Annotated in this window: 32 protein-coding genes; 24 read left to right on the top strand and 8 right to left on the bottom strand. The window is 65.5% G+C overall.

Annotation, left to right across the window (positions count from 1 at the left end; translation table 11 throughout):
• Genes BXE_RS29805 through BXE_RS29780 form a run of 6 tightly spaced genes read left to right on the top strand, consistent with a single transcriptional unit; the run spans nt 1 to nt 4,042 of the window.
• Complete coding sequence (locus BXE_RS29805; protein WP_011491835.1) at nt 1-1,146, top strand: cysteine desulfurase family protein; 1,146 nt, start codon at nt 1-3, stop codon at nt 1,144-1,146.
• Nucleotides 1,147-1,187: 41 nt separating this feature from the next.
• On the top strand, nt 1,188-1,406 hold the full coding sequence (gene nifT / locus BXE_RS29800) for a putative nitrogen fixation protein NifT (protein WP_007177241.1): 219 nt from the start codon (nt 1,188-1,190) through the stop codon (nt 1,404-1,406).
• 1 nt (nt 1,407) lies between these two features.
• On the top strand, nt 1,408-1,686 hold the full coding sequence (locus BXE_RS29795; protein WP_011491834.1) for a hypothetical protein: 279 nt from the start codon (nt 1,408-1,410) through the stop codon (nt 1,684-1,686).
• Nucleotides 1,673-2,836, top strand: coding sequence for a DegT/DnrJ/EryC1/StrS family aminotransferase (locus BXE_RS29790; protein WP_011491833.1), 1,164 nt, complete (start codon nt 1,673-1,675; stop codon nt 2,834-2,836). Before BXE_RS29795 ends, BXE_RS29790 begins: the two co-directional genes overlap by 14 nt.
• 10 nt (nt 2,837-2,846) lie before the next feature.
• Entirely contained in the window at nt 2,847-3,689 is an 843-nt protein-coding gene (locus tag BXE_RS29785; RefSeq protein ID WP_011491832.1) for an SIR2 family protein, read from the top strand.
• Between the two features lie 56 nt (nt 3,690-3,745).
• The gene (locus BXE_RS29780; RefSeq protein WP_040125348.1) at nt 3,746-4,042 is read left to right on the top strand and encodes a 2Fe-2S iron-sulfur cluster-binding protein; all 297 of its coding nucleotides are present in this window, start codon (nt 3,746-3,748) and stop codon (nt 4,040-4,042) included.
• 68 nt (nt 4,043-4,110) lie between these two features.
• Here BXE_RS29780 and BXE_RS29775 read toward each other — a convergent pair whose 3' ends face one another.
• The 6 genes from BXE_RS29775 to BXE_RS29750 all read right to left on the bottom strand — a co-directional run bounded on the left by BXE_RS29775 (nt 4,111) and on the right by BXE_RS29750 (nt 7,443).
• Nucleotides 4,111-4,347: an FmdB family zinc ribbon protein gene (locus BXE_RS29775; protein WP_011491830.1), complete on the bottom strand. Its 237-nt coding sequence runs from the start codon at nt 4,345-4,347 to the stop codon at nt 4,111-4,113.
• Nucleotides 4,348-4,365: 18 nt separating this feature from the next.
• Nucleotides 4,366-4,851 carry an ArsC/Spx/MgsR family protein gene (locus BXE_RS29770; RefSeq protein ID WP_011491829.1) on the bottom strand — a complete coding sequence of 162 codons (486 nt, stop codon included), beginning with the start codon at nt 4,849-4,851 and terminating at the stop codon, nt 4,366-4,368.
• Between the two features lie 2 nt (nt 4,852-4,853).
• Nucleotides 4,854-5,630: an ankyrin repeat domain-containing protein gene (locus tag BXE_RS29765; RefSeq protein ID WP_011491828.1), complete on the bottom strand. Its 777-nt coding sequence runs from the start codon at nt 5,628-5,630 to the stop codon at nt 4,854-4,856.
• Nucleotides 5,631-5,705: 75 nt separating this feature from the next.
• Nucleotides 5,706-6,296 carry an ankyrin repeat domain-containing protein gene (locus BXE_RS29760; protein WP_011491827.1) on the bottom strand — a complete coding sequence of 197 codons (591 nt, stop codon included), beginning with the start codon at nt 6,294-6,296 and terminating at the stop codon, nt 5,706-5,708.
• A gap of 82 nt (nt 6,297-6,378) precedes the next feature.
• Complete coding sequence (locus BXE_RS29755) at nt 6,379-6,987, bottom strand: hypothetical protein (protein ID WP_011491826.1); 609 nt, start codon at nt 6,985-6,987, stop codon at nt 6,379-6,381.
• A gap of 36 nt (nt 6,988-7,023) precedes the next feature.
• A complete protein-coding gene (locus tag BXE_RS29750) occupies nt 7,024-7,443 on the bottom strand; it encodes a group II truncated hemoglobin (protein WP_011491825.1) in 420 nt (139 codons plus the stop codon).
• A gap of 450 nt (nt 7,444-7,893) precedes the next feature.
• Here BXE_RS29750 and nifH point away from each other — a divergent pair, with 450 nt between their 5' ends.
• The 18 genes from nifH (at nt 7,894) to BXE_RS29660 (ending at nt 23,180) form a co-directional block, all read left to right on the top strand.
• On the top strand, nt 7,894-8,775 hold the full coding sequence (nifH, locus tag BXE_RS29745) for a nitrogenase iron protein (RefSeq protein WP_011491824.1): 882 nt from the start codon (nt 7,894-7,896) through the stop codon (nt 8,773-8,775).
• Nucleotides 8,776-8,877: 102 nt separating this feature from the next.
• Nucleotides 8,878-10,341: a nitrogenase molybdenum-iron protein alpha chain gene (nifD, locus tag BXE_RS29740; RefSeq protein ID WP_011491823.1), complete on the top strand. Its 1,464-nt coding sequence runs from the start codon at nt 8,878-8,880 to the stop codon at nt 10,339-10,341.
• 55 nt (nt 10,342-10,396) lie between these two features.
• Complete coding sequence (gene nifK / locus BXE_RS29735; protein WP_011491822.1) at nt 10,397-11,956, top strand: nitrogenase molybdenum-iron protein subunit beta; 1,560 nt, start codon at nt 10,397-10,399, stop codon at nt 11,954-11,956.
• Between the two features lie 15 nt (nt 11,957-11,971).
• Nucleotides 11,972-12,319 carry a hypothetical protein gene (locus tag BXE_RS29730; protein WP_011491821.1) on the top strand — a complete coding sequence of 116 codons (348 nt, stop codon included), beginning with the start codon at nt 11,972-11,974 and terminating at the stop codon, nt 12,317-12,319.
• Between the two features lie 84 nt (nt 12,320-12,403).
• The gene (locus tag BXE_RS29725) at nt 12,404-12,886 is read left to right on the top strand and encodes a hypothetical protein (RefSeq protein ID WP_011491820.1); all 483 of its coding nucleotides are present in this window, start codon (nt 12,404-12,406) and stop codon (nt 12,884-12,886) included.
• Between the two features lie 271 nt (nt 12,887-13,157).
• Nucleotides 13,158-14,639 (top strand): nitrogenase iron-molybdenum cofactor biosynthesis protein NifE, encoded by a 1,482-nt coding sequence (gene nifE, locus BXE_RS29720; RefSeq protein WP_011491819.1) that lies wholly within the window; start codon nt 13,158-13,160, stop codon nt 14,637-14,639.
• A 22-nt stretch (nt 14,640-14,661) separates the two neighbouring features.
• The gene (gene nifN / locus BXE_RS29715) at nt 14,662-16,053 is read left to right on the top strand and encodes a nitrogenase iron-molybdenum cofactor biosynthesis protein NifN (protein WP_011491818.1); all 1,392 of its coding nucleotides are present in this window, start codon (nt 14,662-14,664) and stop codon (nt 16,051-16,053) included.
• Between the two features lie 22 nt (nt 16,054-16,075).
• The gene (gene nifX / locus BXE_RS29710; RefSeq protein ID WP_007177223.1) at nt 16,076-16,489 is read left to right on the top strand and encodes a nitrogen fixation protein NifX; all 414 of its coding nucleotides are present in this window, start codon (nt 16,076-16,078) and stop codon (nt 16,487-16,489) included.
• Nucleotides 16,482-16,979, top strand: a complete 498-nt coding sequence (locus tag BXE_RS29705; RefSeq protein ID WP_011491817.1) for a NifX-associated nitrogen fixation protein — start codon at nt 16,482-16,484, stop codon at nt 16,977-16,979. The genes nifX and BXE_RS29705 overlap by 8 nt, the downstream gene beginning before the upstream one ends.
• A 24-nt stretch (nt 16,980-17,003) precedes the next feature.
• Nucleotides 17,004-17,210 (top strand): CCE_0567 family metalloprotein, encoded by a 207-nt coding sequence (locus BXE_RS29700; protein WP_011491816.1) that lies wholly within the window; start codon nt 17,004-17,006, stop codon nt 17,208-17,210.
• Between the two features lie 25 nt (nt 17,211-17,235).
• Nucleotides 17,236-17,541: a ferredoxin III, nif-specific gene (gene fdxB, locus BXE_RS29695; RefSeq protein ID WP_011491815.1), complete on the top strand. Its 306-nt coding sequence runs from the start codon at nt 17,236-17,238 to the stop codon at nt 17,539-17,541.
• A gap of 11 nt (nt 17,542-17,552) precedes the next feature.
• Entirely contained in the window at nt 17,553-18,131 is a 579-nt protein-coding gene (locus tag BXE_RS29690) for a nitrogen fixation protein NifQ (protein WP_011491814.1), read from the top strand.
• Between the two features lie 259 nt (nt 18,132-18,390).
• Nucleotides 18,391-19,020, top strand: a complete 630-nt coding sequence (locus tag BXE_RS29685) for a hypothetical protein (protein WP_011491813.1) — start codon at nt 18,391-18,393, stop codon at nt 19,018-19,020.
• Between the two features lie 261 nt (nt 19,021-19,281).
• A complete protein-coding gene (locus BXE_RS29680) occupies nt 19,282-20,274 on the top strand; it encodes an LLM class flavin-dependent oxidoreductase (protein WP_011491812.1) in 993 nt (330 codons plus the stop codon).
• A 94-nt stretch (nt 20,275-20,368) separates the two neighbouring features.
• Nucleotides 20,369-21,043 (top strand): molybdate ABC transporter permease subunit, encoded by a 675-nt coding sequence (modB, locus tag BXE_RS29675; RefSeq protein ID WP_011491811.1) that lies wholly within the window; start codon nt 20,369-20,371, stop codon nt 21,041-21,043.
• Nucleotides 21,044-21,062: 19 nt separating this feature from the next.
• A complete protein-coding gene (gene modA / locus BXE_RS29670; RefSeq protein ID WP_011491810.1) occupies nt 21,063-21,812 on the top strand; it encodes a molybdate ABC transporter substrate-binding protein in 750 nt (249 codons plus the stop codon).
• Nucleotides 21,813-21,824: 12 nt separating this feature from the next.
• Nucleotides 21,825-22,616: an ATP-binding cassette domain-containing protein gene (locus BXE_RS29665; protein WP_011491809.1), complete on the top strand. Its 792-nt coding sequence runs from the start codon at nt 21,825-21,827 to the stop codon at nt 22,614-22,616.
• 132 nt (nt 22,617-22,748) lie between these two features.
• Nucleotides 22,749-23,180, top strand: a complete 432-nt coding sequence (locus BXE_RS29660; RefSeq protein WP_011491808.1) for a TOBE domain-containing protein — start codon at nt 22,749-22,751, stop codon at nt 23,178-23,180.
• A 72-nt stretch (nt 23,181-23,252) separates the two neighbouring features.
• On the opposite strand, the gene BXE_RS29655 is transcribed toward BXE_RS29660, so the two are convergent.
• Nucleotides 23,253-23,597 carry a cupin domain-containing protein gene (locus tag BXE_RS29655; protein ID WP_011491807.1) on the bottom strand — a complete coding sequence of 115 codons (345 nt, stop codon included), beginning with the start codon at nt 23,595-23,597 and terminating at the stop codon, nt 23,253-23,255.
• A 34-nt stretch (nt 23,598-23,631) separates the two neighbouring features.
• On the bottom strand, nt 23,632-24,609 hold the full coding sequence (locus tag BXE_RS29650; protein WP_011491806.1) for a succinylglutamate desuccinylase/aspartoacylase domain-containing protein: 978 nt from the start codon (nt 24,607-24,609) through the stop codon (nt 23,632-23,634).
• Nucleotides 24,610-24,614: the final 5 nt, after the last annotated feature.

The raw sequence follows: 24,614 nt of genomic DNA, 5'->3' as shown, positions 1-24,614 counted from the left end.
ATGATTTATCTCGACCACAACGCAACCACGCCGCCGGCCCCCGCCGTCGTGCAGGCGATGCTGTCCGTCCTGACCGATGTATGGGGCAACCCGTCGTCGCAACATGCGCTCGGGCAGCAGGCGAAGGGCGCGCTCGCGGCGGCCCGCGCGAGCATCGCGCGAATGCTCGCCTGCAAGCCGGCGGAACTGGTCTTCACCAGCGGCGCGACCGAAGCCAATCATCTGGCGGTGTGCGGCTTGCACGCGGCGGCGCCGCAGGGCCGGCACCGTGTCGTATTCAGCGCGGTCGAGCATGCCGGGCACCTGAAACTGGCGCGTGCGCTGGCGGCGCGCGGCATTGCGCTCGACTGCATTGCCGTGCGGCCCGACGGCTCGCTGGACCTCGACAGTGCCGCCGCGCTGATCGGACCTGATGTGGCCGTGGTCTCGCTGATGGCGGCCAACAACGAGACCGGCGTGGTGATGCCGGTCGCCGAAGTGCGCGATCTCGCGCATGCGGCCGGCGCGCGCCTGCATGTCGATGCGACGCAGCTCATCGGCAAGCTGCCGTTCGACTTCGCCCGGAGCGGGATCGATGCGGTGTCGCTGTCGGCTCACAAGCTGCGCGGGCCGAAAGGCATCGGCGCGCTGCTGGTGCGCCAGGGCGTGACGCTGACGCCGCAGGTACAGGGCAGCCAGGAGCGGCATCGGCGCGGCGGCACCGAGAATCTGCCGGCCATCGCCGGCTTTGCGGCCGGGCTCGAACGTCTCGGCGACGTGGCGAGCGAAGCGGCGCGCGTAGGCATGCTGCGTGACGCACTGGAGCAAGGGTTGAAGCGCGCGCTGCCGGAGGTCCACGTTTTTTCTGCGCAGGCGGCGCGCCTGCCCGGCACCAGCTACCTGCGCTTCGGACTGCTTCCCGCCGAGGTCGTGTTGCAGCGGCTCGGGCGGCTGGGTGTTGCCGCGTCGTCGGGCTCGGCCTGCTCGTCGGGCGGCAGCGAGCCTTCGCATGTGCTCACGGCCATGCGCGTGCCGCGCGACGAGGCGCTGGCGGCGGTGCGGCTGTCGCTCGGTGAAACCACCACCGCACAGGACATTCAGTATCTGCTCGCCCATTTGCCGCCGCTGTTGCGTCCGTTGCTGGCGCAACCCGCATGTTCCGCCTGAACCTGGTTTGAATCTGTCGTCAATCTCCGGAGTCCGTCACCATGAAAGTCATGATCCGCAAGGACAGCAAGGGCGCGCTGAGCGCTTACGTGCCAAAGAAGGACCTGGAGGAGCCCATCGTCGCGATGGCGCAGCCGGGGATGTGGGGCGGTCTCGTCACGCTCGCCAACGGCTGGCAGCTCGAATTGCCCGCGATGGCGGACGACACGCCGCTGCCCATCACCGTGGAAGCCCGGCGCATTGCCGGCGTGGAGGAGTGAGATGAGCCTGAACGCCGAACAGCTCGACGTCGCGGCCGACCTGCTGCGCACGGCGCCGACGCTGCGCGAGGCCGCGCTGCAATGGCAGCAGCGCTATCCCGAGGTGCGCACCATGCGGGTCAGCGCACTGGAGATGCGCGACGAGACGGCGGCGCTGCGACTCGGCGCGCGCAGCGTCTACTTCCTGATGTCGGACGGGCATTGCATGTCGATCACGCAGCGGCCTGAAGAGGCCGACGCATTGATCCTGACCGAGGACGAACCTCATGGAAATCGATGAGATCGCGCTGAGCGAACCGGCTTGCGCGGCGCGCGAGATCGATTTCGTCAACGCCGTGCTGCAATCGTCGCGCTGGAGCGACGGGCCGATGCTCGACTCGTTCGAGCGCGCGTTCGCCGGCTGGGTGGGCCGCACGCATGCGGTTGCGGTGGCGAGCGGCACGCTCGCCACCTGGATTGCGTTGCGCGCGATGGGGCTCGGCGCGGGCGACGAAGTGATCTGCGCATCCCACACCTGGCACCAGGTGGCGCAGGCGATCACGCTGGCGGGAGCCGTGCCGGTGTTCGCCGACATCGACTACTGGAGCGGATGTCTGAGCGCCGAAAAAGCCGCGCAGAAAATCGGCCCGCGCACGCGCGCGATTCTCGCCGGCAACACGAACGGCCACCCGGCCGCCTGGGGCCCGCTGCGCGACCTGGCCGACGCGTATGGCTTGCGCCTGATCGAAGACAGTACCGAGGCGCTCGGCTCGCGCTACCGCGGCCGCAACACCGGCTGTTTCGGCGACGTCTCGGTGTTCGACTTCTCCGGCCCGTCCGCGCTGAGCACGGGAGCGGGCGGCATGCTCGTCACCGACGATGACGAACTCGTGCACGAACTGCGCTATCTGCGCGAGCGGCGCGTCACGGACCGCGCGTCGGTTTCGGTCGGCTCGTGGGTGCCGCTGCAAGCCGGCATCAGCGATCTGACCGCCGCGCTCGGTCTCGCGCAACTGGCCGAACTCGACACGCGCCTCGCCCAGCGCAAACAGGTCGAGAGCTGGTATCACGAAGAGATGCAGAGCTTCGAGGGAATCAAGCCGCCCTATGTGGCCGAGGACGTCGAGGAAGTGCACTGGATGCTCTATGTCGTCCACCTGGGCAAGCGTTTTACGCAGAGCGCGCGCGCCCAGATGATCGACGACATGAAATCCTGCGGCATCGAGACCGCGCCATACAGCCATCCGCTGCATCAGCAGTTCCATTACATGAACACGGGCGACGCGATCGGCCGCAAGCGCGGTCTGCTGCCCGATACCGAGCGCATCGGCGACCGCGCGCTGGCGCTGCCGCTGCACACGCTGCTCGACGCCGATCAGGTCAGGTACATCGTCAAGACGCTGAAGGACACCGCGACCAACGTGGGCGCCGGTGCCGCCATTTATCTGTGAGGCTCACTCCATGACCGTTTCAGTCCAGACCATCGCCCGCCAGCTCCAGGGCGGCGGCGTGATTCCCTACCTCGGCCCGGCGCTGCTCGCGCTGTGTCCCGATTCGACCGTGCCGGCCACGCCGGGCGCGCTGGCCGAGATCATGACCGCGAAAGTCAGCGTGCCGCACAAGATCCGCAAGCGGCTCACGCAGGCTGCGCAATTCATCGAGAACTTCAAGCATCGCAAGTCGGTGGTGAACCTGATGAACGGCGCGTTCGCCACCACGCCGGTGCCGTCGGCGCTGCACCGCGCGCTCGCGGCCAGCGGCGCGGGGCTGTATGTCGACTGCTGGTACGACGACACGTTTGCCGTCGCCCTAGACGAGGCGCGGCCGCAAGGCGGCTGGGCTCAGGTGCAGGGTTTGTCGCAGTCGGAACATTTCGGCCAGTGGTTTGGCGCGTATGCGCCGGACGGCACGTTCCTGCATGCGGTGCCGGCCTCGGGCGCGCTGCTCTACAAGCCGATTGGCGGCCACGCGCCCGCATCGAACTATCTGGTCTCCGACAGCGACTTCGTCGAAGTGCTGACCGAGATCGACATCCAGACGCCGATTCCGCCCGCGGTGCAGGCATGGCGCAGCGGCCGCAGCTTTCTGTTTCTGGGCTGCCGTTTCGACGACCAGCTCACGCGCAGCTTCGCGCGCCAGATCATGAAACGTTCTTCCGACACGCACTGGGCCGTGCTGCCCGACGAGCCGACGCGGATGGAAGCGCGCTTTCTCGAAGAACAGCGCATCACGCGCATCGCGATGCCGCTGGCCGGATTCGCCGAAGCGTTGGTGGATGCGTTGCAACCCGCGTTGGCCGCGTGACGCGCGGCCGCCTATCCGTTGTTCTTTATCTGTCGCCTTCTATCAAGCTCACCATCATGACTACACTGACCGTATTGCCTTCAGGCAAGACCTATGACGTCGCCGCCGGCGCGACCTTGTTGCAGGCACTGCTCGCTGTGGGCGAGCACATCGCGCACAAGTGCGACGGCAAGGCCGATTGCGGGTCGTGCCATCTGTTCGTGCAGGAAGGGCGCAAGAGCCTGTCGAAGATCCAGCGGCTCGAAAACGAAAAGCTCGATACGCTTGTCGGCATCGGCTCCAAGTCGCGCCTCGCGTGTCAGGCCGTGCTCGGCGAAGAACCGGTGACCGTCGAACTGCTGAGCTTCGTGTGAGCGGCGCGGCCGCCCTGCGTCATCAGGGCGGCCCGGTCAGCTGGTCCATGACCGCTTCTCCGTGCGGCTCAGCGCAGCAGCTTGCCGCGCTCGGCTGGTGAATAATTGCTGAGGTGTCCTTCGCGCGCCGCCTGGCGTCGCGCCGAAGAGACGATCGCGCGGCTCTTGCCGGGCGCGACCGGGGCGCTCACCTGCCTCGCTAGCGCGGTACTGCCGCATTGCGGGCAGACCGGCGGTTGGCCGCCGCGCACCAGCATTTCGAATGTGTGGCCGCAGGCCGTGCAATGGTAGTCGTAGAGGGGCATGGTGCCGGGATTTCCGTTTTAGGTGGAAGGGGTGCAGCGAGTTGTCCGTTGGTCGGTGCGCTGTTCTGTGCGCTGGTCCGCGTGTTGGTCCGTTCCGTGGGCCGCCGTTGCGGCGCAGCCTTCGAGTGGCGAGCCCGGGGCCGGAGGCTGCGCGCCGAGCCCGACCCACGCATGCACTTCGGCTGCATCGAAGCCGACCATGCGGCGCGCGTCGCACTGCATCAGCGGCCGGCGGATCAGCAGCGGCCCGGCTAGCAGCAGCGCCAAGGCGGTATCGGCGTCGAGCGTTTCCGGCACGATCTCGCCCGACTTGATGCGCGGCGCCGCGCGGTTGAACCATTCGCTGACCGGCAGCGGCGCGATGAACGCCAGCAGCGCGTCGGCGCTCCACGGCCAGCTCAGCAGGTCGCGCACGTCGAGCGTGTGACCGGCCGCGCGCAGCAGGGCTTTCTGGCGGCCATTGCCGGCGCAGCCGGGTTTTTCGTAGAAGACGAGGTGGGCCATTGTCAGGCTTCCCGGAGCTGACGCAGCAGTTGCAGGCAGTCGACGCTGGCCGCCATGTCGGCGGCCGTGAAGCCGTCCTCGGAGCGCAGCGCCGGATCGGCGCCCAAGGCGAGCAGCGCGCTCAGCACCTCGGCCTTGCCTGACGATGCCGCGAGCATCAGGCAGGTCGCGCCGTTCGCGTTGGCATGATCCATCGGCACGCCGGCCGCAACGAGACGCGTGACGAGCGACGGATTGCCGTTCACACAGGCGAACCACAACGCGTTGTTGCCGTCCTCGTTGATGGCGTCGAGTGCGACGCCGCATGCGAGCAACTGCTCGACCACGGCCGGCGCGCCGCGCCATGCGGCGTTCATCAGCGGCGTGTTGCCGTGCGCGCCGCGCGCCTGCGTGCCGATGAAGCCTTCGCGCGCGAGCCATGCGGCGAGTTCCGGCGCAAGCGCTTCACTGGACGGGTTCGAGCCGTCGACGCCCGCCGTCCACGCGCGATGGCCGCCGACCAGGTCGCAGACATCGGTAAAGCCGAAGTCAGCGAACATCTGCGCGCAGACCTGGCTGGCGTTGCCCTTGTAGCAATAGATCAGCACGGGCCGCTGCCGATCAGTGCGCAGCAGCAGTGCGTCCTGGTTGTCGGCTGAGAGGCGCACGGCGCCCGGCCAGCCGTCGCGTGCGTAACTGGCGGCGTCGCGCGCGTCGAGCAGCAGCGCGTCCGGCCGTCGTGCGAGCCATGCGCGGACTTCGTCGAACGTGAGGCGGCGGAACACATGTCGGCCTTTCATCGTGCGAGCTCCCGCCGGCGACATCGGCCATACAGGTTTCGCCGGCGCCGCGCGTGTTGGCCGATGGCGCGCATGTCAGACCAGGTCCGGCGTCGCGGCGATACGCTGCGTGCCGGCTTCTTCCGTCTGGTGCATCTGGCCCATCTGGTCCATCTGGCGTGCCGCGCGCAGCAGTTGCAGGCCGAGGTCGGCGGCCATGTCGAGCGCGCTGCGTCCGTCGGGCGCGCACAGTTCAGCGCTTGCGCCCTGCGCAAGCAGCATTCGCAGGACGTCGAGCCGGCCGCTCGCGGCGGCTTGCATCAGGCAGGTGATGTCGTCGTCGTTCGCATGGTCGATGGGCGAGCCGGCTTCGATCAATCGCAGGATCGTCGCAGGGCCGCCGCGCAGGCATGCGAACCACAATGCATGGTTGCCGTCGTCGTCGAGCGCGTCGGCCCGCGCGCCGAATGCGAGCAATGCTTCGACCACCGCGTCTTCGCCATGCCGCGCGGCACGCATCAGCGGAGTCTCGCCGTTCACGCTGCGCGAATGCAGGTCGGGAAAGCCGTGGTACGCGAGCCAGGTGGAAAGCGCGGCGGGCGCGACCGTTTCGAGGGGTGCGTCGGCGCGCCGGGCCACTCGGCGCGGCAGGCGTTCGCGGACAGCGAGGACAGTGTCGGTGTGCATGATCGTGATCCCGTTCGGGTGCAAGGGAACATCGGGGAAGCGGCCGCGCGGTCTGAGGCACGGCTGCCGTCGGCCCCGCGTTTCAGACCGGGCGGTTTTCGTTGGGGTTGCGCACCGGCCCCATCAGTTCGAGCCCTTCGCTGTAGGTGATCGTGTCGAAGGTCACATCGAACTTGATAGCTGCGTCCGCTACCGCGTCGAGCTTGCCGCCTGTGTCTTTCTTCTTCAGTTCGTTCTTTTCGAGGTACAGCAATTCGAGCATTTCGTTGTACACGGTGGATTCGAGAATCGGCAGCACATAGAACATCGCGCCCTTGTACGGCACCTGATAGCGCTTGCTCAGGTCGATGTTGTCGCAGAACAGAAAGTACTTGCCGCCCGCCGACAATGTGTCGCCGAGCACCTCGGCCACATCCTTCAGATACTCGAAACTCAGCAGATACCCGGCGAAAAAGGGCAGGTGCTTTTCGCCGATCGTCGCGCAGGCCATCACCTGATCGCAGGTCAGCTCGGGCGGGCGCGCCTCGTCGGCGAGCTTCGGGGCAAAGCGCAGCGCGAGTTCGCCGCGAAAGCCGACCCGGCCGAACCTGTTCGTCAGTCCCTTGAGCACCGGGTTGAGCAGACGGCCTTCGTGTTCGAGACGGGCGAACGCGGTGTCGTCGATCTCCTTGTGGGCGAGCGTTTCGGTCATCACAGATCCTTGAGTTGAACAGCATTGAAGAGGAATTCACGTCGGCGTGTTGCGCATCCAGTCGGCGGTTTTGAAAAACGCCTGCATCAGTTCGTCGCGCAGTGCCGGATCGACTCCCGTCTCGTCGAGCGCGCCGCGCATGCAGGTGAGCCAGGCATCGCGTTCCGCGAGCCCGATGGCGAAGGCCGCATGACGCATGCGCAAACGTGGATGGCCGCGCTGCGCCGAGTACTGCTTGTCGCCGCCGAGCCATTCGCACAGATACAGCACCAGAACCGCCTTCGTCGACGAGAGGTCCGGGTGATGCATCGCGCGAATGCGCTGCGCGTCGGGCCGCGTATCCATGCGCCGGTAAAACGCGTCGACCAGACGGATGACGGCGGGCTCGCCGCCAAGACGGTCGAAGTGCGTCGCGCGCGGCAGCTGTTGCGAAGACGGGATGGCAGATGGGTTCATGGCGCGATCAATGCAATAACCGAACCAGGCTGAGCCGGGCCGCTCATGAGGCCGCTGCCGGCTGCGCACGCGGCGCCCGGGCCGCGCGCATGGATGCAGACCAACGCGACAGAAACGCCCGACAAACGGCCCGACCAATGACCCGACAAACAATGCGACAAACGCCCCCGAACGGTTTGATTCACGACGAAGTTCGCGAGCTTTGTCGCGAAACCGACAAGACCGCACAGGAGTCCGGAAAGTCGCGAACGTACCGCGCAGCGCGGCAGCACGGACGCGACAGGGCACCGTCGGCGACATGGCACGGAAGCTGCATTTGGGGTCCAGCGCGGACACAGGTCCGGCCGACGCGTGACTCGATATAAGAAGACCCATACAGGCACGACAGGCTGACATGGTCGCGGTTACGCAACCCTGGTTTCAACCCTCCTTCCTGAATGGAGAAATGCAATGTCCAAACTTCGGCAAATCGCGTTCTACGGCAAAGGTGGCATCGGCAAGTCGACCACCTCGCAGAACACCCTGGCAGCCCTGACCGAACTCGGCCAGAAGATCCTGATCGTCGGCTGCGATCCCAAGGCGGACTCGACCCGCCTGATCCTGCACGCCAAGGCGCAGGACACCATCCTGTCGCTGGCCGCCGAAGCCGGCTCGGTGGAAGACCTCGAACTCGAGGACGTGATGAAGATCGGTTACCGCGACATCCGTTGCGTGGAATCCGGCGGTCCGGAACCGGGCGTCGGCTGCGCGGGCCGCGGCGTGATCACGTCGATCAACTTCCTCGAAGAAAACGGCGCCTATGACGGCGTGGACTATGTCTCGTACGACGTGCTCGGCGACGTGGTGTGCGGCGGCTTCGCCATGCCGATTCGCGAAAACAAGGCGCAGGAAATCTACATCGTGATGTCCGGCGAAATGATGGCCATGTACGCGGCCAACAATATTTCGAAAGGCATTCTGAAGTACGCGAACAGCGGCGGTGTGCGCCTGGGCGGCCTGGTGTGCAACGAGCGCCAGACCGACAAGGAGCTCGAACTCGCGGAAGCGCTGGCGAAGATGCTGGGTTCGCGTCTCATCCACTTCGTTCCGCGCGACAACATCGTGCAGCACGCCGAACTGCGCCGCATGACGGTGATCGAATTCGCGCCGGAGTCGAAGCAGGCTGAAGAGTATCGCCAGCTTGCCACCAAGGTGCACAACAACGCGGGCAACGGCACGATCCCGACGCCGATCACGATGGATCAGCTGGAAGACCTGTTGATGGAGCACGGCATCATGAAGTCCATCGACGAATCGCAAGTCGGCAAGACCGCAGCGGAGCTGACCGCCTGAGCGGGCGTTGCCGTGCGCGGCCCGGCGTTGTTCTTCACGCAATGGCCGGGCCGTGCATGCAACTCACCGCGAGGCCTGATATTCACCCAACGGAGCATTCCCATGAGCGTCACTGTTGAAGAGCGCAAGGCCGCGAACAAGGCCCTGATCGATGAAGTGCTGAAGGCCTATCCCGAGAAAATGGCCAAACGGCGCGCCAAGCATTTGGGCACCTTCGAGGACGGCAAGCCCGACTGTGGCGTGAAATCCAACATCAAGTCATTGCCGGGCGTGATGACGATTCGCGGTTGCGCGTACGCCGGCTCGAAGGGCGTCGTGTGGGGGCCGATCAAGGACATGATCCACATCAGCCACGGCCCGGTCGGTTGCGGCCAGTATTCGTGGGCGGCACGCCGCAACTACTACATCGGCACCACCGGCATCGACACCTTCGTGACGATGCAGTTCACTTCGGACTTCCAGGAAAAGGACATCGTTTTCGGCGGCGACAAGAAGCTCGACAAGATCATCGACGAGATTCAGGTGCTGTTCCCGCTAAACAAGGGCATCTCGATCCAGAGCGAATGCCCGATCGGGCTGATCGGCGACGACATCGAGGCCGTCTCGAAGAAAAAGAGTGCGCAGTACGAAGGGCACACCATCGTGCCGGTGCGTTGTGAAGGTTTTCGCGGTGTCAGCCAGTCGCTCGGCCACCATCTTGCCAACGATGCGATCCGCGACTGGGTGTTCGACAAGGCCGATCCCGACAAGCGCCCCGATTTCGTGTCCACGCCGTACGACGTCGCGATTATCGGCGACTACAACATCGGCGGCGATGCCTGGTCGAGCCGGATCCTGCTCGAAGAAATCGGCCTGCGCGTGATCGCACAATGGTCGGGCGACGGCTCGATCGCCGAGCTGGAGAACACGCCGAAGGCCAAGCTCAACGTGTTGCATTGCTATCGCTCGATGAACTACATCAGCCGGCACATGGAAGAGAAGTACGGTATTCCCTGGGTCGAATACAACTTCTTCGGCCCGACGATGATCGAGAAAAGCCTGCGCGAAATCGCCAGCCATTTCGACGACACGATCAAGGCCAATGCGGAGAAGGTCATCGCGAAGTATCGGCCGCTCGTGGACGCGGTGAACGCGAAGTTCAGGCCGCGCCTGCAGGACAAGACGGTGATGCTGTTCGTCGGCGGGCTGCGTCCGCGCCATGTGATCGGCGCTTATGAAGACCTCGGCATGAACGTGGTGGGCACGGGCTACGAGTTCGGCCACAACGACGACTATCAGCGCACCACGCACTACGTGAAAGACGGCACGCTGATTTACGACGACGTGACCGGCTACGAGTTCGAGAAGTTCGTCGAACAGATCCAGCCCGACCTGGTCGGCTCCGGCATCAAGGAAAAGTACGTATTCCAGAAGATGGGCGTGCCATTTCGCCAGATGCACAGCTGGGATTATTCCGGTCCGTACCACGGCTACGACGGCTACGCCATTTTCGCGCGCGACATGGACATGGCCATTTCCAGCCCGGTTTGGGGGCTCGCCAGGGCGCCCTGGAAGAAAACCGCCTAAGCCCCGATGGCCGGCAGGCCATTGAAGCCATCGAACTGAATATCAGGAGCATCCCATGCCCCAATCCGCAGACAGGATTCTCGACCACGAACTGCTGTTCCGTGAGCCCGAGTACCAGGAAATTTTCCGCACAAAAAAGGAAAACTTCGAATTCAACCATCCGGACGAGCAGGTCAGTCAGATCGTCGAATGGACCAAAACCGAGGACTACAAACAGAAGAACTTCGCGCGCGACTCGCTGACCGTCAACCCGGCCAAGGCTTGCCAGCCGCTCGGCGCGGTGTATGTCGCCAACGGCTTTCACAAGACGCTGAGTTTCGTGCATGGCTCGCAGGGCTGCGTCGCCTATTACCGCTCGCACTTTTCGCGCCACTTCAAGGAGCCGACCTCGTGCGTCAGTTCGTCGATGACCGAGGACGCAGCGGTGTTCGGCGGCATGAACAACATGATCGACGGTCTCGCCAACGCGTACAACCTGTACAAGCCCGAGATGATCGCGGTCTCGACGACCTGCATGGCGGAAGTGATCGGCGACGACCTCGACGCGTTCATCAAGAACAGCAAGCAGAAGGGCAGCGTGCCGGAAGACTACGATGTGCCGTTCGCGCACACGCCGGCCTTCGTGGGCAGCCATGTCACCGGCTACGACAACGCGCTTCTCGGCATCCTCAAGCACTTCTGGGACGGCAAGGCCGGTACGGCCGCGCCGCTCGAACGGGTGGCCGATGAGAGCGTCAACTTCATCGGTGGGTTCGACGGCTACGTGGTCGGCAACATGAAGGAAATCCGCCGCATCTTCGATCTGTTCGGCGTGCAGGTGAACATCCTCTGCGATCCGTCCGAAACGTGGAATACGCCGACCGACGGCGAGTTCCGCATGTACGAAGGCGGCACGACCAAGGATGAGGTGGAGCGCGCTTTGAACGCGAAGGCGACCTTCGTGTTCCAGGAATACTGCTGCGAGAAGACCAGCAAGTTCATCGCCGAGCATGGTCAGGAAGTCGTGGTGCTGAACGCGCCGGTCGGCGTGGCGGGCACCGATCAGTTTCTGATGGAAATCTCGCGTGTGGCCGGCAAGCCGATTCCGGCGCAACTGGAGAAGGAGCGCGGCCAGCTCGTCGACGCGATGGCCGATAGCCAGGCGCATCTGCACGGCAAGCGTTTCGCGCTCTATGGCGACCCGGACCAGATGCTCGGCTACACCCAGTTCCTGCTCGAACTCGGGGCCGAACCGGCGCACGTGCTGGCGACCAACGGCGGCGAAACCTGGGCTGCGAAGGTGCAGGCGCTGTTCGACGCGTCGCCGTACGGCGCGGGCTGCAAGGTGTATCCGAAACGCGATCTGTGGCATATGCGCTCGCTGCTGTTCACGGAGCCGGTGGATTTCCTGATCGGCAACACCTACGGCAAATACCTCGAGCGTGATACGAAAACGCCGCTGATACGCATGGTGTTCCCGATCTTCGATCGCCACCACTATCATCGCTTCCCGACGTGGGGCTATGAAGGCGCGTTGCGCGTGCTGGTCACGCTGCTGGACGAATTCTTCGAAGCGCTCGACGCCAACACGATCGTCGCGGCGAAGACCGACTACAGCTACGACATCATCCGCTGACGGGAGCGCACGGCCATGACAGACATAGCAGATGCATCGGGCGTGGCAGATGCGGTTCTGGTCAGGATGACGCAGGACGGCCGTAGGGTCGAGGTCATCGACGGCTGGGTCTGTCTGGCCGGCGTGCGCGAGGCCGACCATCTCGTCGCGCTGGCGGAACACCCGAACCGGCAGATGATCGCCCGCTCGGTGCCGGGGGCCACCCATGTGGCCGGCCGGCTGCCGTTGACGCACGAGGAAACGGCGATTGCCCAGGGGGCGATGTCGGCGGCGCAGCGGCAGTTCGACGCGAGCCCGGCCGGCATCGCGCAGCGGCTGCGCCGCGCGGTATGGGCGAAGATCGCCGCCGAGGGCGTCGAGTAGCCGGTACAGGAACACCGCTGAGGACCGGCCTGCCGCGCTGTGCGGCGCCAGCCGGTCCGACCACTCCCGGTGAAGGAGCACAACGTGATCTATGTTGTCGAGCAATCAGACTCAGCACCGCCGCGCGCGTGGTTCGCCTACGATGACGACGACTTCGCCCGCAAGGTGGCGGCGTCCGACCCGTTGAGCGCTGCCGAGATCTACGACGAAGTCACGCCGCGCGAACTGCTCGCGCTGGTCGATCACCTTCCCGATGCGAGCGGACGGGCGGCGTACCCGTCGATTTGCGCGGTGGGTGACGAGCATGGTTTGGACACCTTGCTTTATCGCGCCGATTATCTGCTCGGCCGGGGCGTGTGCCGGCGCGAGCCGGTGTCTGAACGCGATGCTCAGGCCGCTGCGCTGGCCGCGCGCGGCGGGCGCTGTCTGATCTACTGGAGCGACCGTGACGCGATCGGCGCATTCGAAGGCGCGGACTCGCGTCTCGCGGGTGAATCGAACTGGCCGGTGCGGCGCGCACTCTACGGGCAACTGGTGGCGCTGGAAGTGCTGGCCGACGACAACTGAGCCGCACGAGTCGCGAACGGGTCGCGCAGCGCGAGGCAACCGAGGCCACTGCCAGCACATACCCGCTACGTACTGTTCTCACCCGGCGATGCGGTGAACCCGCGGAGCCGGACGTTATATGTGTCGCAAACCGTCTGTCGCAAACCGTTCAAACCCGCCATGACCACGCGCGAGAGTGTCGTGATCGAAGGCCGATTGAACCGCAATCACGGCATTCCCCGGTGGTATGGAACTTGCCACTAGAGAAACATCCATCCATCAGGAGCCTGTCATGTCCGCTTCGCTCAACGCCAGAATCGCCGAGGTATTCGACGAACCGGGTTGCGACAAGAATCAGGGCAAGAGCGAGAAGGAGCGCAAGAAGGGCTGCACGAAACAGCTTTCGCCGGGCGCCGCCGCGGGCGGGTGCGCATTCGACGGCGCGAAGATCGCCTTGCAGCCGGTGGTGGATGTCGCGCACCTCGTGCACGGGCCGATTGCCTGCGAAGGCAACTCGTGGGACAACCGGCACGCCGCTTCGTCCGGCTCGCAACTCTATCGCACCGGTTTCACCACCGACATCAACGAACTCGACGTGGTGTACGGCGGCGAGAAGCGGCTTTTCAGAAGCGTGCGCGAGATCATCGAGAAATACGATCCGCCGGCCGTGTTCGTCTATCAGACCTGCGTGACTGCGCTGATCGGCGACGACATCGAGGCAGTCTGCCAGCGTGCCGCCGAAAAATTCGGCAAGCCGGTGATCCCGGTCAATTCGCCAGGCTTCGCCGGGCCGAAGAACCTGGGCAACAAGCTCGGCGGCGAGGCGCTTCTCGACTACGTGATCGGCACGCGCGAGCCCGAGTACACGACGCCGTACGACATCAACATCATCGGCGAATACAACCTGTCGGGCGAACTGTGGCAGACAAAGCCGCTGCTCGACGCGCTGGGCATCCGCATTCTCTCGTGCATTTCCGGCGACGGGCGCTACAACGAGATTGCGAGCTCGCATCGCGCGCGGGTCAACATGATGGTCTGCTCGAAGTCGATGATCAACATCGCGACGAAGATGCAGCAGCGCTACGGCATTCCCTACTTCGAAGGCTCGTTCTACGGGATCGGCGACATGAGCGATACGCTGCGCCAGATCGCCGGCCTGCTGGTGCAGCAGGGCGCGCCGGACGATCTGCTGGAGCGCACCGAGCGTCTGATCGCCGCAGAGGAAGCCCGCGCCTGGGCGCGCATCGCGCACTACAAGGCGCGCCTCACCGGCAAGCGGGTGCTGCTCATCACCGGCGGCGTGAAGTCGTGGTCGGTGGTGGCCGCGCTTCAGGAAGCCGGGCTTGAAATCGTCGGCACCAGCATCAAGAAGAGCACGAAGGAAGACAAGGACAAGATCAGGGAGATCATGGGCGACGACGCGCACATGATCGACGACATGACGCCGCGCGAGATGTACGCGATGCTCCGGGATGCAAAGGCCGACATCATGCTCTCGGGCGGCCGCTCGCAGTTCGTCGCGCTGAAAGCCCGCATGCCCTGGCTCGACATCAATCAGGAGCGCCACCACCCGTATGGCGGCTATGAAGGCATCGTGGAACTGGTGCATGAGATCGACCGCGCGATCTATAACCCCGTGTGGCAGCAGGTGCGCATCCCGGCGCCGTGGGGCGACGACGGCGAGACGCCCGGCGCCGTGCAAGCTCAAGCGCCGCGCCCTCTGGCGGGGGCCTCGGCGTGGGTGATGGGTCTGGAACCTGGCGTGCCGGGCTGACGCCCGCTCCGGAGGAAATATCATGGCCGACGTCGTCGAATCAAGGAAAGCCTGTGCGGTCAATCCGCTCAAGATGAGCCAGCCGCTGGGCGCGAGCTTCGCGTTCCTCGGGCTCGATGCCTGCATGCCGGTGATGCACGGCTCGCAGGGCTGCACGTCGTTCGGCCTCGTGCTGCTCGTGCGCCACTTCAAGGAGGCGATCCCGCTGCAGACCACTGCGATGAACGAAGTCACCACCGTGCTCGGCGGCTACGAGAACATCGAAGCCGCGCTGCTCAACATCCGCAAGCGTGCCGCGCCGAAGATCATCGCGATCTGTTCGACGGGCCTGACCGAAACCAAGGGCGACGACGTGGAGGGTTATCTCGTCACCGTGCGCAAGCGCAAGCCCGAACTCGACGACACCGAAATCGTCTACGTGTCGACCCCCGACTATGTTGGCGCATTCGAAGACGGCTACCGGCACGCGGTCGCCGGCATCGTCAAGGCGCTCGTCAAGCCGCTGCCCAAGGTGGCCAGTCAGGTCACGCTGCTGCCGGGCAGCCATCTGTCGCCCGGCGACATCGACGAACTGCGCGAGATCATCGAAGCGTTCGGCTTTGACGTGATTGTGCTGCCCGACATTTCCGGTTCGCTCGACGGTCACATCGCGCCGGACTGGCGCGGCACCACGCTGGGCGGCACCACGCTCGCGCAGATCCGCGCCGCCGGCGCGTCGGCGTTCACGATCGGCGTCGGCGAGCAGACGCGTGACGGCGCGCTGGCGCTGCAGGCGATCGCCGGCACACCGTTCGACATCTTCGAGCGACTCACGGGACTCGAACCCAACGACCGCCTGCTGCAATTGCTCTCACAGCGCTCCGGGCGGCCGGTTCCCGCGAAATTCCGGCGGCAGCGCAGCCAGTTGCTCGACGCGATGCTCGACGGGCATTTCCACACCGGCGGCATCAAGGTTGCGATCGGCGCGGAGCCCGATCTGCTGCTTGCGCTCGGTTGCCTGCTGCACGAGATGGGCGCGCAACTGCACTGCTGCATCAGCACCACGCGCTCGCCCGCGCACGCGTTGCTGCCCGCCGAACGGGTCGTGATCGGCGATCTCGAAGACATGGAACGGGCCGCGACGGACTGCGACCTGCTGATCACCCATTCGCACGGCCGCCAGATGGCCGCGCATCTGCAAAAGCCGCTGTTGCGGATCGGCTTTCCCGTGTTCGACCGGGTCGGCAATGCGCATCGCCGCTACGTCGGCTACCGCGGCACGATGAACCTGATCTTCGAGATCGCCAATCTGATGATCGAGCAGATTGCGCATCACCATCCGGGCGACTGGCCGTTGCCGCAGACCTCGATCGATCTGGCCGCGCGCGATCCGGCGCGGGAAGTGAACATTCCTGTCGTCGCGGCCGGCGCCTGATCCACCTCAAGGAGCACACAGCATGAAGATCGCATTCGCCACTCAGGACAGGCAGTACGTCGACGCGCATTTTGGCTGGGCGAAGAGCATCGTCACCTACGACGTCACGCCGGACGGCTACCGGTTCGTCGAGGCGTTCGACTTCGGCGGCAAGCTCGAAGAGGACGGCGACGAGGACAAGCTCGCGCCCAAACTCGAAGCCGTGAAGGATTGCGCGATCCTGTACGTCGCCGCGATCGGCGGTTCCGGCGCGGCCCGCGTGGTCGCGCTGAAGATTCATCCGATCAAGGTGCCGCAGCCGGAGTCGATCGAGGAAATTCTCGGCAAGCTGCAGCAGGTATTGAAGGGCACGCCGCCGCCGTGGCTGCGCAAGGCGCTCGCGAAAGACGGCGAACGCGTATACGACTTTGAAGACGACGAGGTACCTCATGGCTGAAGCCACCGCTGAATCATCCGTAGTTCCGGGCACGGCCAGCGACGAAACGCTGCTGGCGACGCCGTTCGTGCAACATCTGGTCAAGCAGTTGCGTGCGCAGGACACGCACGGCGCGTGGGACGGCAAGTCCGACCTGCAACTGCTCAAGCCGTACATTCACACGGCGGAGGAACGCCGCGCGATTCCGATCATGGGCGACCCCGATCCCGAAACGCTGTGGCGGCTCGAAATTTTCTACAGCGCGATCGCGGTGGCGATCGAGCGTCAGACCGGCCAGATGGTCTCGCCGATGATGAAGATGAGCCACGAGGGCTTTGGCCGCATGGTGTTGATCGCCGGTCGGCTGGTTGTCGTCAACAAGCAGTTGCGCGACGTGCACCGGTTTGGCTTCGCGTCGCTGCAGAAGCTCGCCGAGGCGGGCGGCAAGTTTCTCGACGAAGCGGTCGGGATGATCAGGACGTATCCTGCCGTCGCACAGTACGGCGCCTGAAGTGATCGTGAAGGGAGCATGACGATGAGTACCGATGCCGACGAACTGAAGGCGCGCCTGAAGAAGCTGAACGCGCAAGCGACTCAGGCGAAGATGGATCTGCACGACCTCTCCGAGGAACTGCCGACCAACTGGGAGAACATTCTTGCTGTCGCCCAGCGCTGCCACGACGCGCATGCCGCGCTAATGGCCGCTCGCGCAGCCGCTGCCGCGGCCGCGGCCGCTGCCTGACGCTGCGGAACCACGGAGGCAGATCATGAGCGATACCTTCAGCGTTACGCTGCCGAGCGGCGCCATCTGGACGCCGACCTTCGTCAATACGCTCGATGAAGAAAAATGCATTGGTTGCGGACGCTGCTTTCGCGTCTGCCCACGCGGCGTGCTGGAACTCGTCGGACTCGACGAGGACGGTGCGCATATCGCGCTGGACGGCGACGACGAAGACGACGAGTACGAAAAGAAAGTGATGACGATCGCGCATCGGGAGTTGTGCATCGGCTGCACCGCATGCGCGAAGATCTGCCCGAAAAAGTGCTACACGCATGCGGCGGCCGTACTCTAGGCGATGCCGTCATGGATACCTATGCAACCTTGATGGCGTGCGCGGTGGACGCGGACGATCCGACCGTCCTTGCATTGGCCGGCGTGATCGCGGGTGCGTTCGAGCGCCACGGCCTGGACGCGTTGCCGATGCCCGGACTGGACGCCGACCAGACCCGCCGGATGTTCGCCCGCTGGTTCCCGGGTGCGGGACCGGCGCTCGGCCTCGCGTGGCTCTCGTGGTCCGCGCCGGCGAGCGGGCGCCGCGAGGAACCGCGCGAGGACGAGCTCGACGATCTGGTGGCGCTGCTCAATGACCACGCCGATCCGCACGCGGGCACGCCGGACGAAGCGAACTGCGTCGCGCACGCGCTGGCCTGTGCGAGCCTCGGGCAGAACCACCTTTGGCAGGACCTGCTTCTGCCGTCGCGGCGTGAACTGTCGGCGCTGATCGGCCACTGGTTTCCGCGGCTGGCGGCGAAGAATACGCACGACATGAAGTGGAAGAAGTTCTTCTACAAGCAGTTGTGTGAGCGGGAGGACTTGTTTATCTGCAAAGCGCCGAGCTGCGGTGTCTGTTCAGATCACGCGCTTTGCTTCGGAGCGGAGTAGGGGCAATCGGCGTGAATGGGCACGAATAGGCACGAATAGGTGCGAATAGGTGCGAGTAGTCCGGGTAGTCCGGGTAGTCCGGGCAGGCAGACCACCGGCCACGCACGGAACCCATCGAACATCTGCGTGACGCGGTTCGCCGTGATGGGAGCCTTGAGGGGCTCCGCAGTGAACGAAGGCGCGGGACTTGCTTAAGCATGCCTACCGTTATGTATCCCGGTACACAACCGACAAACCGAACCACCAACCCGACACACCTATGGATCCGCTCCGATCTGCCGCGCCTGCGGCGCCCCGCGCCCGCTGGACACCCTGCACCCGGGCCTGCTATCTCACGCTGCAATGGCCGGTGGTGGACTCGCAGCACGGGCCCCGAGCCCGGGCGCAGCCGCCCGCCTGCGTGCCCGCGCTGCCGCAGCCGCCGCACCGGCTGTTGGCGATCTGCGATGAGGCGGGCTTGCGCGACCTGGTGCTGTGCCATATGCGACGGCTCAGACTCACGCCGCTGTTCGCGCGTGCCGGTCATTGCTTCGATTGCGTCGCTTCTCGCGTGGCTGACTTCGTGGTCGAGTCCTGCGGCGGTCCGCTGTATTACAGCGAGCGGCGTGCGCATCTGCAGGCGGGCTCCGGGCTGCCGTTGCTGCTCGACGAAGAGGGCCGCGAACTCTGGCTGGTACAGCTGTGGCATGCGTTCGACGACGTCGGCTTCCCGCCCGCGCTGCGCGCTGATTTCTGGAGCTGGGCCGAGCCGTTGTCTGTGCATCTGCTCGCGCCGCACGCGCGCCATGCCGGCCTGACGCGCTATCCGTACGACACGGTGCGCAGCTGGTTTCTCGCCCCGGCAGCGGCGGAACCGCTTGCGGACCATGACACGCGGCGCTCGCCATGACAGTCATGCCGCCCGCCGATGCCGCTGCCGCAACCCCAACCGCGCGGCCCGAAGCTCAACCCGTAGTGAGCCGCGGCGCATGCTTTCCCGGGAGTGCGGGGACGCCTCTCGCGCGAACGTGCGCGGGCGCATGTCGCGAGCCTGCCGCGTGAGCGCGGCGTCGCGTTTCTGCCCGCGGCACGGTTGACCACGCGCTCACGAGACGCAGAATGTGGGCGCAAAACTTGCCTTTTACCATGCATCCCCACAAGAGAACCTGCCATGTCGGATTCCGCACAACGCTACGGTCTTTTCCTCAACGTCGAGAATCCCGACGGCGATGCGCGCGACGCGCTGATGCAGACCGTGAGCTATGCCGTCGCCGCCGAAGCCTTCGGCTACCACGACGTGTGGGTCGCGGAACACCACTACAGTTCATACGCGATCGGCAGTGCGCTGACGGTGCTGCTCGCCCACATCGCGGCCCGTACCTCGACGATCCGCCTCGGCACCGGCGCCTCGCTGCTCGCGCTGAACGACCCGCTGCGCGTCGCGGAAGACATAGCCACGCTCGATCTGCTGAGCGGCGGGCGCATTGAATTCGGCGTGGCGCGCGGCGGTCCGTTTCCGGTGCAGTACCGGGCTGCGGGAATCCCGTCGGCGGAAGACGCCCGCGCGCGGATGCACGAGGCGCTCGCGTTGATCCAGCGTTTATGGCGTGAGCCCACCACGAGCTTCGACGGGCGTTTCTATCATTGCAACGACATCGCGCTGCAGCCGCGCCCGCTGCAACAACCGGTGCCGGTCTGGCTGGCGAGCCTCAGCGACGATTCACTGCAACTCGCCGCCGGGCAGGGCTATGGCCTGATGGCGACGCCGTCGGCCGACCTCGCGCGCGTCGCCGGCCAGGTGGCGACGCAGCGTGCGCAGCGCGGCGATTTCCCGTTTGCGATTGCGCGCTTCTTTCACTGCGAGCCTGACCACCGCGACGCGCTCGAACATGGCGTGGCCTGCGTGCGCTCTTATCCCCGGCTGATGCAGGTGCAGTTCGCAGCCGGCGCGTTGCCGCCAATGTTCGCAGCCGACGCGAGCGAGGAGGTGATCCTCGCGAATGCGGTGATCGGCGACCCCGCGCATTGCGCGGCCCAGGTGCGTCTGTTGAACGAGCGGTTGGGACCGCACCGCCTGCTGCTCAAGCCCGCTACACACGATCCCGTCATGGTGCGCTCCGCCCTGGCGCTGTTCGCGCAGGAACTCGGACTGAGCGGCGGGTAAGCCGCGCGCCTCGGCGCCTGGCGCACTGGCTTGTAACTTGCATCCACGGCATTACGTCGTTACGTCGTTCATTTCACAACGAACCGTGTCGCCAATGTCGGATTCCCTACAAAACATGGACTGGTCGCCATTGCTGCTGTCGCTGAAAGTGGCGGGGCTCGCCACCGTGCTCGCGCTTGCCGCGGGCATTGCGCTCGGCTGGATCTTTGCGCGCCGGCGCTTTCCCGGCAGCGCGGTGCTGGAAGCCGTATGCATGTTGCCGCTGGTGCTGCCGCCGACCGTGATCGGCTACGGCCTGCTGGTCGCGGTGGGCCGGCGCAGCGTGGTCGGCGCATGGCTTTACGAACACTTCGACTACACCATCGTATTCAACTGGCACGGCGCGGTTGCGGCGGCAGCCGTGGTGGCGCTGCCGCTGGTGCTGAAGTCGGCCAGCGCTTCGTTCGCCGGCGTGGACCCGACGCTCGAAGCGGCGGCGCGCACGCTTCGGCAGTCGCCGCTGTCGGTGTTCATCCGCATCACGTTGCCGCTCGCGTGGCCCGGCATTCTGGCCGGCACGCTGCTCGCGTTTGCCCGCGCAATGGGCGAGTTCGGCGCGACCCTGATGGTGGCCGGCGACATTCCCAGGCAAACCCAGACCCTTTCGATGGCGATCTACGACGCGATGCAAAGCGGCCAGGATCACACCGCGCTGCTGCTCGTGCTGGTGACGTCCGCGTTGTCCGTCGCGGTGATGCTGGTGTCGAACCGCTTCTTTTCCCTTCGCTGACCTTCGAGGAAATCTTCCGATGCGCTTTGTCCGTTCCCTTGCCGTCGTGCTGCTCGCGGCGCTGCCGCTGCTCGCTTCGGCCCAGCAACTTACCGTCTCCGCGGCCGCGAGCCTGACCGATGCGTTCAACGAGATCGGCGCGAAGTTCGCGGCGGTTCATCCCGGCGTGACCGTGCGCTTCAATTTCGCCGCGTCGGGGGTATTGCTTCAGCAGATCAGGCAAGGCGCACCCGTCGATGTGTTCGCCAGTGCGGACCAGGAAACCGTCGCGCGCGGTATCGATGCCCAACTGCTCGACGCGGGCACGAAGCAGGACTTTGCCGCCAACTCGGTGGTGCTGATCGTACCGGCGGAGGGCGCGCCGCTCGTGAAGACGCTGGCCGATCTGTCGAATCCCGCGGTGAAGCGCATCGCGCTTGGCAAAGCGGCCACCGTGCCCGTTGGGCGCTACACGCAGCAGGCTCTGGAAAGTGCCGGGCAGTGGGACGCGCTGCAGCCGAAGTTCGTGCAGGCGGAGAGCGTACGCCAGGTGCTCGACTACGTGGCGCGCGGCGAGGCCGAGGCCGGCTTCGTCTATCGCACGGACGCCATGCTGGCGCCCGGCAAGGTGCGCATCGCGCTGACCGTGGAAGGCCACGAGCCGGTGACCTATCCGGTGATCGCGGTCAGCGCGAGCCGTGAGCAAGCGCTCGCGAGAGACTTCATCGCCTATCTGTCGACACCGGCAGCGCAGAACGTGCTGGCGCGCTACGGCTTCGTCAAATCCTGACGAGGCGCGCGAATGATCGATATCGATCTGACCGCCACCGTGTCGGATAGCACGCGCCGCTTCACGCTGGCGACGCGCTTCGCATCCGAAGCGCCGGTCGTGGCGCTCTATGGCGCTTCGGGTGCCGGCAAGTCGCTCACGCTGCAGGCGATCGCCGGGCTGTTGCGGCCCGAGCGCGGGCACGTGCGGGTCGGCGGGCGCGTGCTGTTCGATTCGGCGCGCGGTGTCGATCTGCCGCCGGACCGGCGCGGCGTGGGCTATCTGTTCCAGCACTACGCGTTGTTTCCGCATCTGTCGGTGCGCGAGAACGTGGCCTTCGGATTGACCCGCTGGTGGTGGCGCGGATTGTCCGGCGCTCGCGCCGCGCGGGTCGATGCGCTGCTGCACGGTTTTGATCTCACCGAGCTGGCGCGCAGCCGTCCGGCGGGATTGTCGGGCGGACAGCAGCAGCGCGTGGCGCTGGCCCGCGCGCTTGCCTGCGGGCCGGAGCTGTTGCTGCTGGATGAGCCGTTTGCCGCGCTGAACCCGCTGCTGCGCCATGAACTGCGCGGACAACTCGCCGACGTGGTCAGGCGCTGGCAGATGCCCGTCGTCATGATCACGCACGACGTCGACGACGTGCTCGCGCTCGCTGACGTTGCGTTCGTGGTCGAGCACGGTGAGGTGGTCCGCGAGGTGGATCTGCGCAGCGGCGAAGGGCGCGACGTCACGCGCCGGGCGCTGGTGCCGGACCTCGACATCGCGCCGCTTACGGCGCGCGAACGGCGTGTGCGTGCGCTACTCCACGTTCCCGTGGATGGCTGATGCGGACGGGCGATGAATGGCCGATTCATCACTTCTGAGCAGCGAACTGAAGCTGGCCGGCTCGACGCGCGCTTCTTCGCATTGCTTGAGGCAATCGACAACACGGGTTCCATCAATTTCAGGAGAATTGCAATGAAAACGACCGCACGCAACCAGTTTGCCGGCACCATCGACGCGATCGACACGGGGCCGGTCACCACCCAGGTGTCCGTCACGATTGCCGGCGGCCAGCAGATCGTCGCGACGATGACCACCTCCGCGGCCACTCGCCTCAAGCTCGCGGTGGGCAAGGAGGCGATTGCGCTGATCAAGTCATCGGCCGTCGTACTGGTGGTCGATTTTGCGGGTTATGTGTTGTCGGCGCGCAATCAGTTTGCCGGGACCATTTCCCGGCTGGAGCGGGGCGCGGTGTCGTCGCTGGTGGTCCTGGCGCTTCCCGGTGGCGTGAATCTGACGGCCAGCGTGACGAACGACGCAGTCGACGCGCTCGCGCTGGCCGTCGGGCAACAGGCAACGGCGGTATTCAAAGCCTACTCGGTGATGGTGGCTATCGCGGCGGCGTGATGCCGCCGCCTTTATCCGCGCCGGCAACGGCGTGCAGCCGAAGGCAGAGAAAGAGCGGCGACCCGACGATGCCTAGAAGATCACATACACCTTGCGCATCGTTTCCTCGACTTCCCACAGCCCTTCGGTGTTGGCTTCGAAGAACAGCGTGTCGCCGCTCGTGAAATGCACGGTCTCCTCGTTGTCGGGCGTGAAGCGTCCGCGGCCCGCGAGAAAGTGCATCACTTCGGCCTGCTTCACCGAGCGGCGGTAGGTGCCCGCCGTGCATTCGAAAATGCCGGTGTCGACGGATTCGCTGCCCCTGATCACGCGCTGAACGCCCGACACCTGAAGCGGCGTGGCGCCCGGCAGGCCCGCCGTGCCCCAGTCTTCGAGATTCCGCAGCACCACGCTTTGTTTGATCTGTTGCACCTTCATCTTCACGTTACCTTTGGATTATGTGAAGGCCGTTTCATCGGCCACGGGTATTAGTCACGGTCTGCTCGACCTTGCCGAGCCGCACCACGGTCACGCCGGGACGCAACTGCCGCAGCGAAGGCATGACGAGCATGCAGTTGTCGTAAGGCGTGGTGACGGGTTCGCCGTTGGACCAGCCGATCACGGCGCCGGCCTCGGCAAAGATTTCCAGCCCCGTGTACGGCGCCGCGAAGCGAAAATCCATGCTGCTGGCCACCACCGGCTGCGTCACGCGGACGATATGCTGCACGGGCGGCAACGGCGCGATCCAGCCGGCCGGCAGGTCCGCTTCATCGACCACGCCGGCCAGCAGCAGGAAGCGCGCGGTGGTGTCGCGAGCAACCGCAACCGCGCTCTGTTCCCAATGCTGTCCGCATTCGATCAGCAGCGCGTTTTTCGGGCTGCCGGCGTCGCCGAAGCCTTCGTAGTCGCGCATGCGGCGGCCTTCCGGATGGCCTTCGTCGCAGATCACGGTGGCGGGCGTGCCGAGCTGGACGGCTAGATCGATACCTTTTTGCAGCGGCCCCGCCACGATCAGCGGCTGGCTCTTCTCGTGCATGGAATGCAGATCGAGCAGCGCGTCGACGGTGTCGATCACCGGCCGCATCTCGCGGGCACGGGCCAGCTCGCTCGACGTGCGCGAGGTGTCGTCGAGCACCGCGGCAGTCCACACGCGATTGAAATCCTGATCGACGAAGCGCGCCGCATCGGGATTCGCGGGATCGAAGCCGAGATACGCATCCACGTTCGCAAAGGCCAGCGTCAGGCGCCCGCGCCGCGGCCGCAAGCCACGCCGCAGCAACGCGTCGACCACGATCGCGCCGCACACTTCGTTGCCGTGCGTGAGCGCGTTGATCATCACGTGCGGTCCGGGCAGACCCGAGTCGAACGTATGCACATACGCGATACCCGACGACGATTGCTCGTGCGCGGCAATGTCGGGGAATTCGACTTCGATGGGATAGGCGTTCATGTTCG

Origin of the sequence: Paraburkholderia xenovorans LB400 (genome assembly GCF_000013645.1) — a bacterium.
GTDB classification, from domain to species: domain Bacteria; phylum Pseudomonadota; class Gammaproteobacteria; order Burkholderiales; family Burkholderiaceae; genus Paraburkholderia; species Paraburkholderia xenovorans.
Note: the sequence above shows the minus strand (reverse complement) of the source record. Positions and strands in the feature narration are given on the sequence as shown.

What these genes read in the sequence shown, in the direction of transcription:
- modB (WP_011491811.1), top strand. Translation starts at nt 20,369, where the DNA reads ATGTCGGATTCCCTACAAAACATGGACTGGTCGCCATTGCTGCTGTCG.
- BXE_RS29650 (WP_011491806.1), bottom strand. Translation starts at nt 24,609, where the DNA reads ATGAACGCCTATCCCATCGAAGTCGAATTCCCCGACATTGCCGCGCAC.
- BXE_RS29770 (WP_011491829.1), bottom strand. Translation starts at nt 4,851, where the DNA reads ATGGCCCACCTCGTCTTCTACGAAAAACCCGGCTGCGCCGGCAATGGC.
- BXE_RS29780 (WP_040125348.1), top strand. Translation starts at nt 3,746, where the DNA reads ATGACTACACTGACCGTATTGCCTTCAGGCAAGACCTATGACGTCGCC.
- BXE_RS29730 (WP_011491821.1), top strand. Translation starts at nt 11,972, where the DNA reads ATGACAGACATAGCAGATGCATCGGGCGTGGCAGATGCGGTTCTGGTC.
- BXE_RS29660 (WP_011491808.1), top strand. Translation starts at nt 22,749, where the DNA reads ATGAAAACGACCGCACGCAACCAGTTTGCCGGCACCATCGACGCGATC.
- BXE_RS29805 (WP_011491835.1), top strand. Translation starts at nt 1, where the DNA reads ATGATTTATCTCGACCACAACGCAACCACGCCGCCGGCCCCCGCCGTC.
- BXE_RS29680 (WP_011491812.1), top strand. Translation starts at nt 19,282, where the DNA reads ATGTCGGATTCCGCACAACGCTACGGTCTTTTCCTCAACGTCGAGAAT.
- BXE_RS29655 (WP_011491807.1), bottom strand. Translation starts at nt 23,597, where the DNA reads ATGAAGGTGCAACAGATCAAACAAAGCGTGGTGCTGCGGAATCTCGAA.
- BXE_RS29690 (WP_011491814.1), top strand. Translation starts at nt 17,553, where the DNA reads ATGGATACCTATGCAACCTTGATGGCGTGCGCGGTGGACGCGGACGAT.
- modA (WP_011491810.1), top strand. Translation starts at nt 21,063, where the DNA reads ATGCGCTTTGTCCGTTCCCTTGCCGTCGTGCTGCTCGCGGCGCTGCCG.
- nifE (WP_011491819.1), top strand. Translation starts at nt 13,158, where the DNA reads ATGTCCGCTTCGCTCAACGCCAGAATCGCCGAGGTATTCGACGAACCG.
- BXE_RS29775 (WP_011491830.1), bottom strand. Translation starts at nt 4,347, where the DNA reads ATGCCCCTCTACGACTACCATTGCACGGCCTGCGGCCACACATTCGAA.
- nifK (WP_011491822.1), top strand. Translation starts at nt 10,397, where the DNA reads ATGCCCCAATCCGCAGACAGGATTCTCGACCACGAACTGCTGTTCCGT.
- BXE_RS29760 (WP_011491827.1), bottom strand. Translation starts at nt 6,296, where the DNA reads ATGCACACCGACACTGTCCTCGCTGTCCGCGAACGCCTGCCGCGCCGA.
- BXE_RS29790 (WP_011491833.1), top strand. Translation starts at nt 1,673, where the DNA reads ATGGAAATCGATGAGATCGCGCTGAGCGAACCGGCTTGCGCGGCGCGC.
- BXE_RS29795 (WP_011491834.1), top strand. Translation starts at nt 1,408, where the DNA reads ATGAGCCTGAACGCCGAACAGCTCGACGTCGCGGCCGACCTGCTGCGC.
- BXE_RS29685 (WP_011491813.1), top strand. Translation starts at nt 18,391, where the DNA reads ATGGATCCGCTCCGATCTGCCGCGCCTGCGGCGCCCCGCGCCCGCTGG.
- BXE_RS29755 (WP_011491826.1), bottom strand. Translation starts at nt 6,987, where the DNA reads ATGACCGAAACGCTCGCCCACAAGGAGATCGACGACACCGCGTTCGCC.
- BXE_RS29705 (WP_011491817.1), top strand. Translation starts at nt 16,482, where the DNA reads ATGGCTGAAGCCACCGCTGAATCATCCGTAGTTCCGGGCACGGCCAGC.
- nifX (WP_007177223.1), top strand. Translation starts at nt 16,076, where the DNA reads ATGAAGATCGCATTCGCCACTCAGGACAGGCAGTACGTCGACGCGCAT.
- BXE_RS29700 (WP_011491816.1), top strand. Translation starts at nt 17,004, where the DNA reads ATGAGTACCGATGCCGACGAACTGAAGGCGCGCCTGAAGAAGCTGAAC.
- nifH (WP_011491824.1), top strand. Translation starts at nt 7,894, where the DNA reads ATGTCCAAACTTCGGCAAATCGCGTTCTACGGCAAAGGTGGCATCGGC.
- BXE_RS29765 (WP_011491828.1), bottom strand. Translation starts at nt 5,630, where the DNA reads ATGAAAGGCCGACATGTGTTCCGCCGCCTCACGTTCGACGAAGTCCGC.
- BXE_RS29750 (WP_011491825.1), bottom strand. Translation starts at nt 7,443, where the DNA reads ATGAACCCATCTGCCATCCCGTCTTCGCAACAGCTGCCGCGCGCGACG.
- BXE_RS29665 (WP_011491809.1), top strand. Translation starts at nt 21,825, where the DNA reads ATGATCGATATCGATCTGACCGCCACCGTGTCGGATAGCACGCGCCGC.
- fdxB (WP_011491815.1), top strand. Translation starts at nt 17,236, where the DNA reads ATGAGCGATACCTTCAGCGTTACGCTGCCGAGCGGCGCCATCTGGACG.
- nifN (WP_011491818.1), top strand. Translation starts at nt 14,662, where the DNA reads ATGGCCGACGTCGTCGAATCAAGGAAAGCCTGTGCGGTCAATCCGCTC.
- nifD (WP_011491823.1), top strand. Translation starts at nt 8,878, where the DNA reads ATGAGCGTCACTGTTGAAGAGCGCAAGGCCGCGAACAAGGCCCTGATC.
- BXE_RS29785 (WP_011491832.1), top strand. Translation starts at nt 2,847, where the DNA reads ATGACCGTTTCAGTCCAGACCATCGCCCGCCAGCTCCAGGGCGGCGGC.
- nifT (WP_007177241.1), top strand. Translation starts at nt 1,188, where the DNA reads ATGAAAGTCATGATCCGCAAGGACAGCAAGGGCGCGCTGAGCGCTTAC.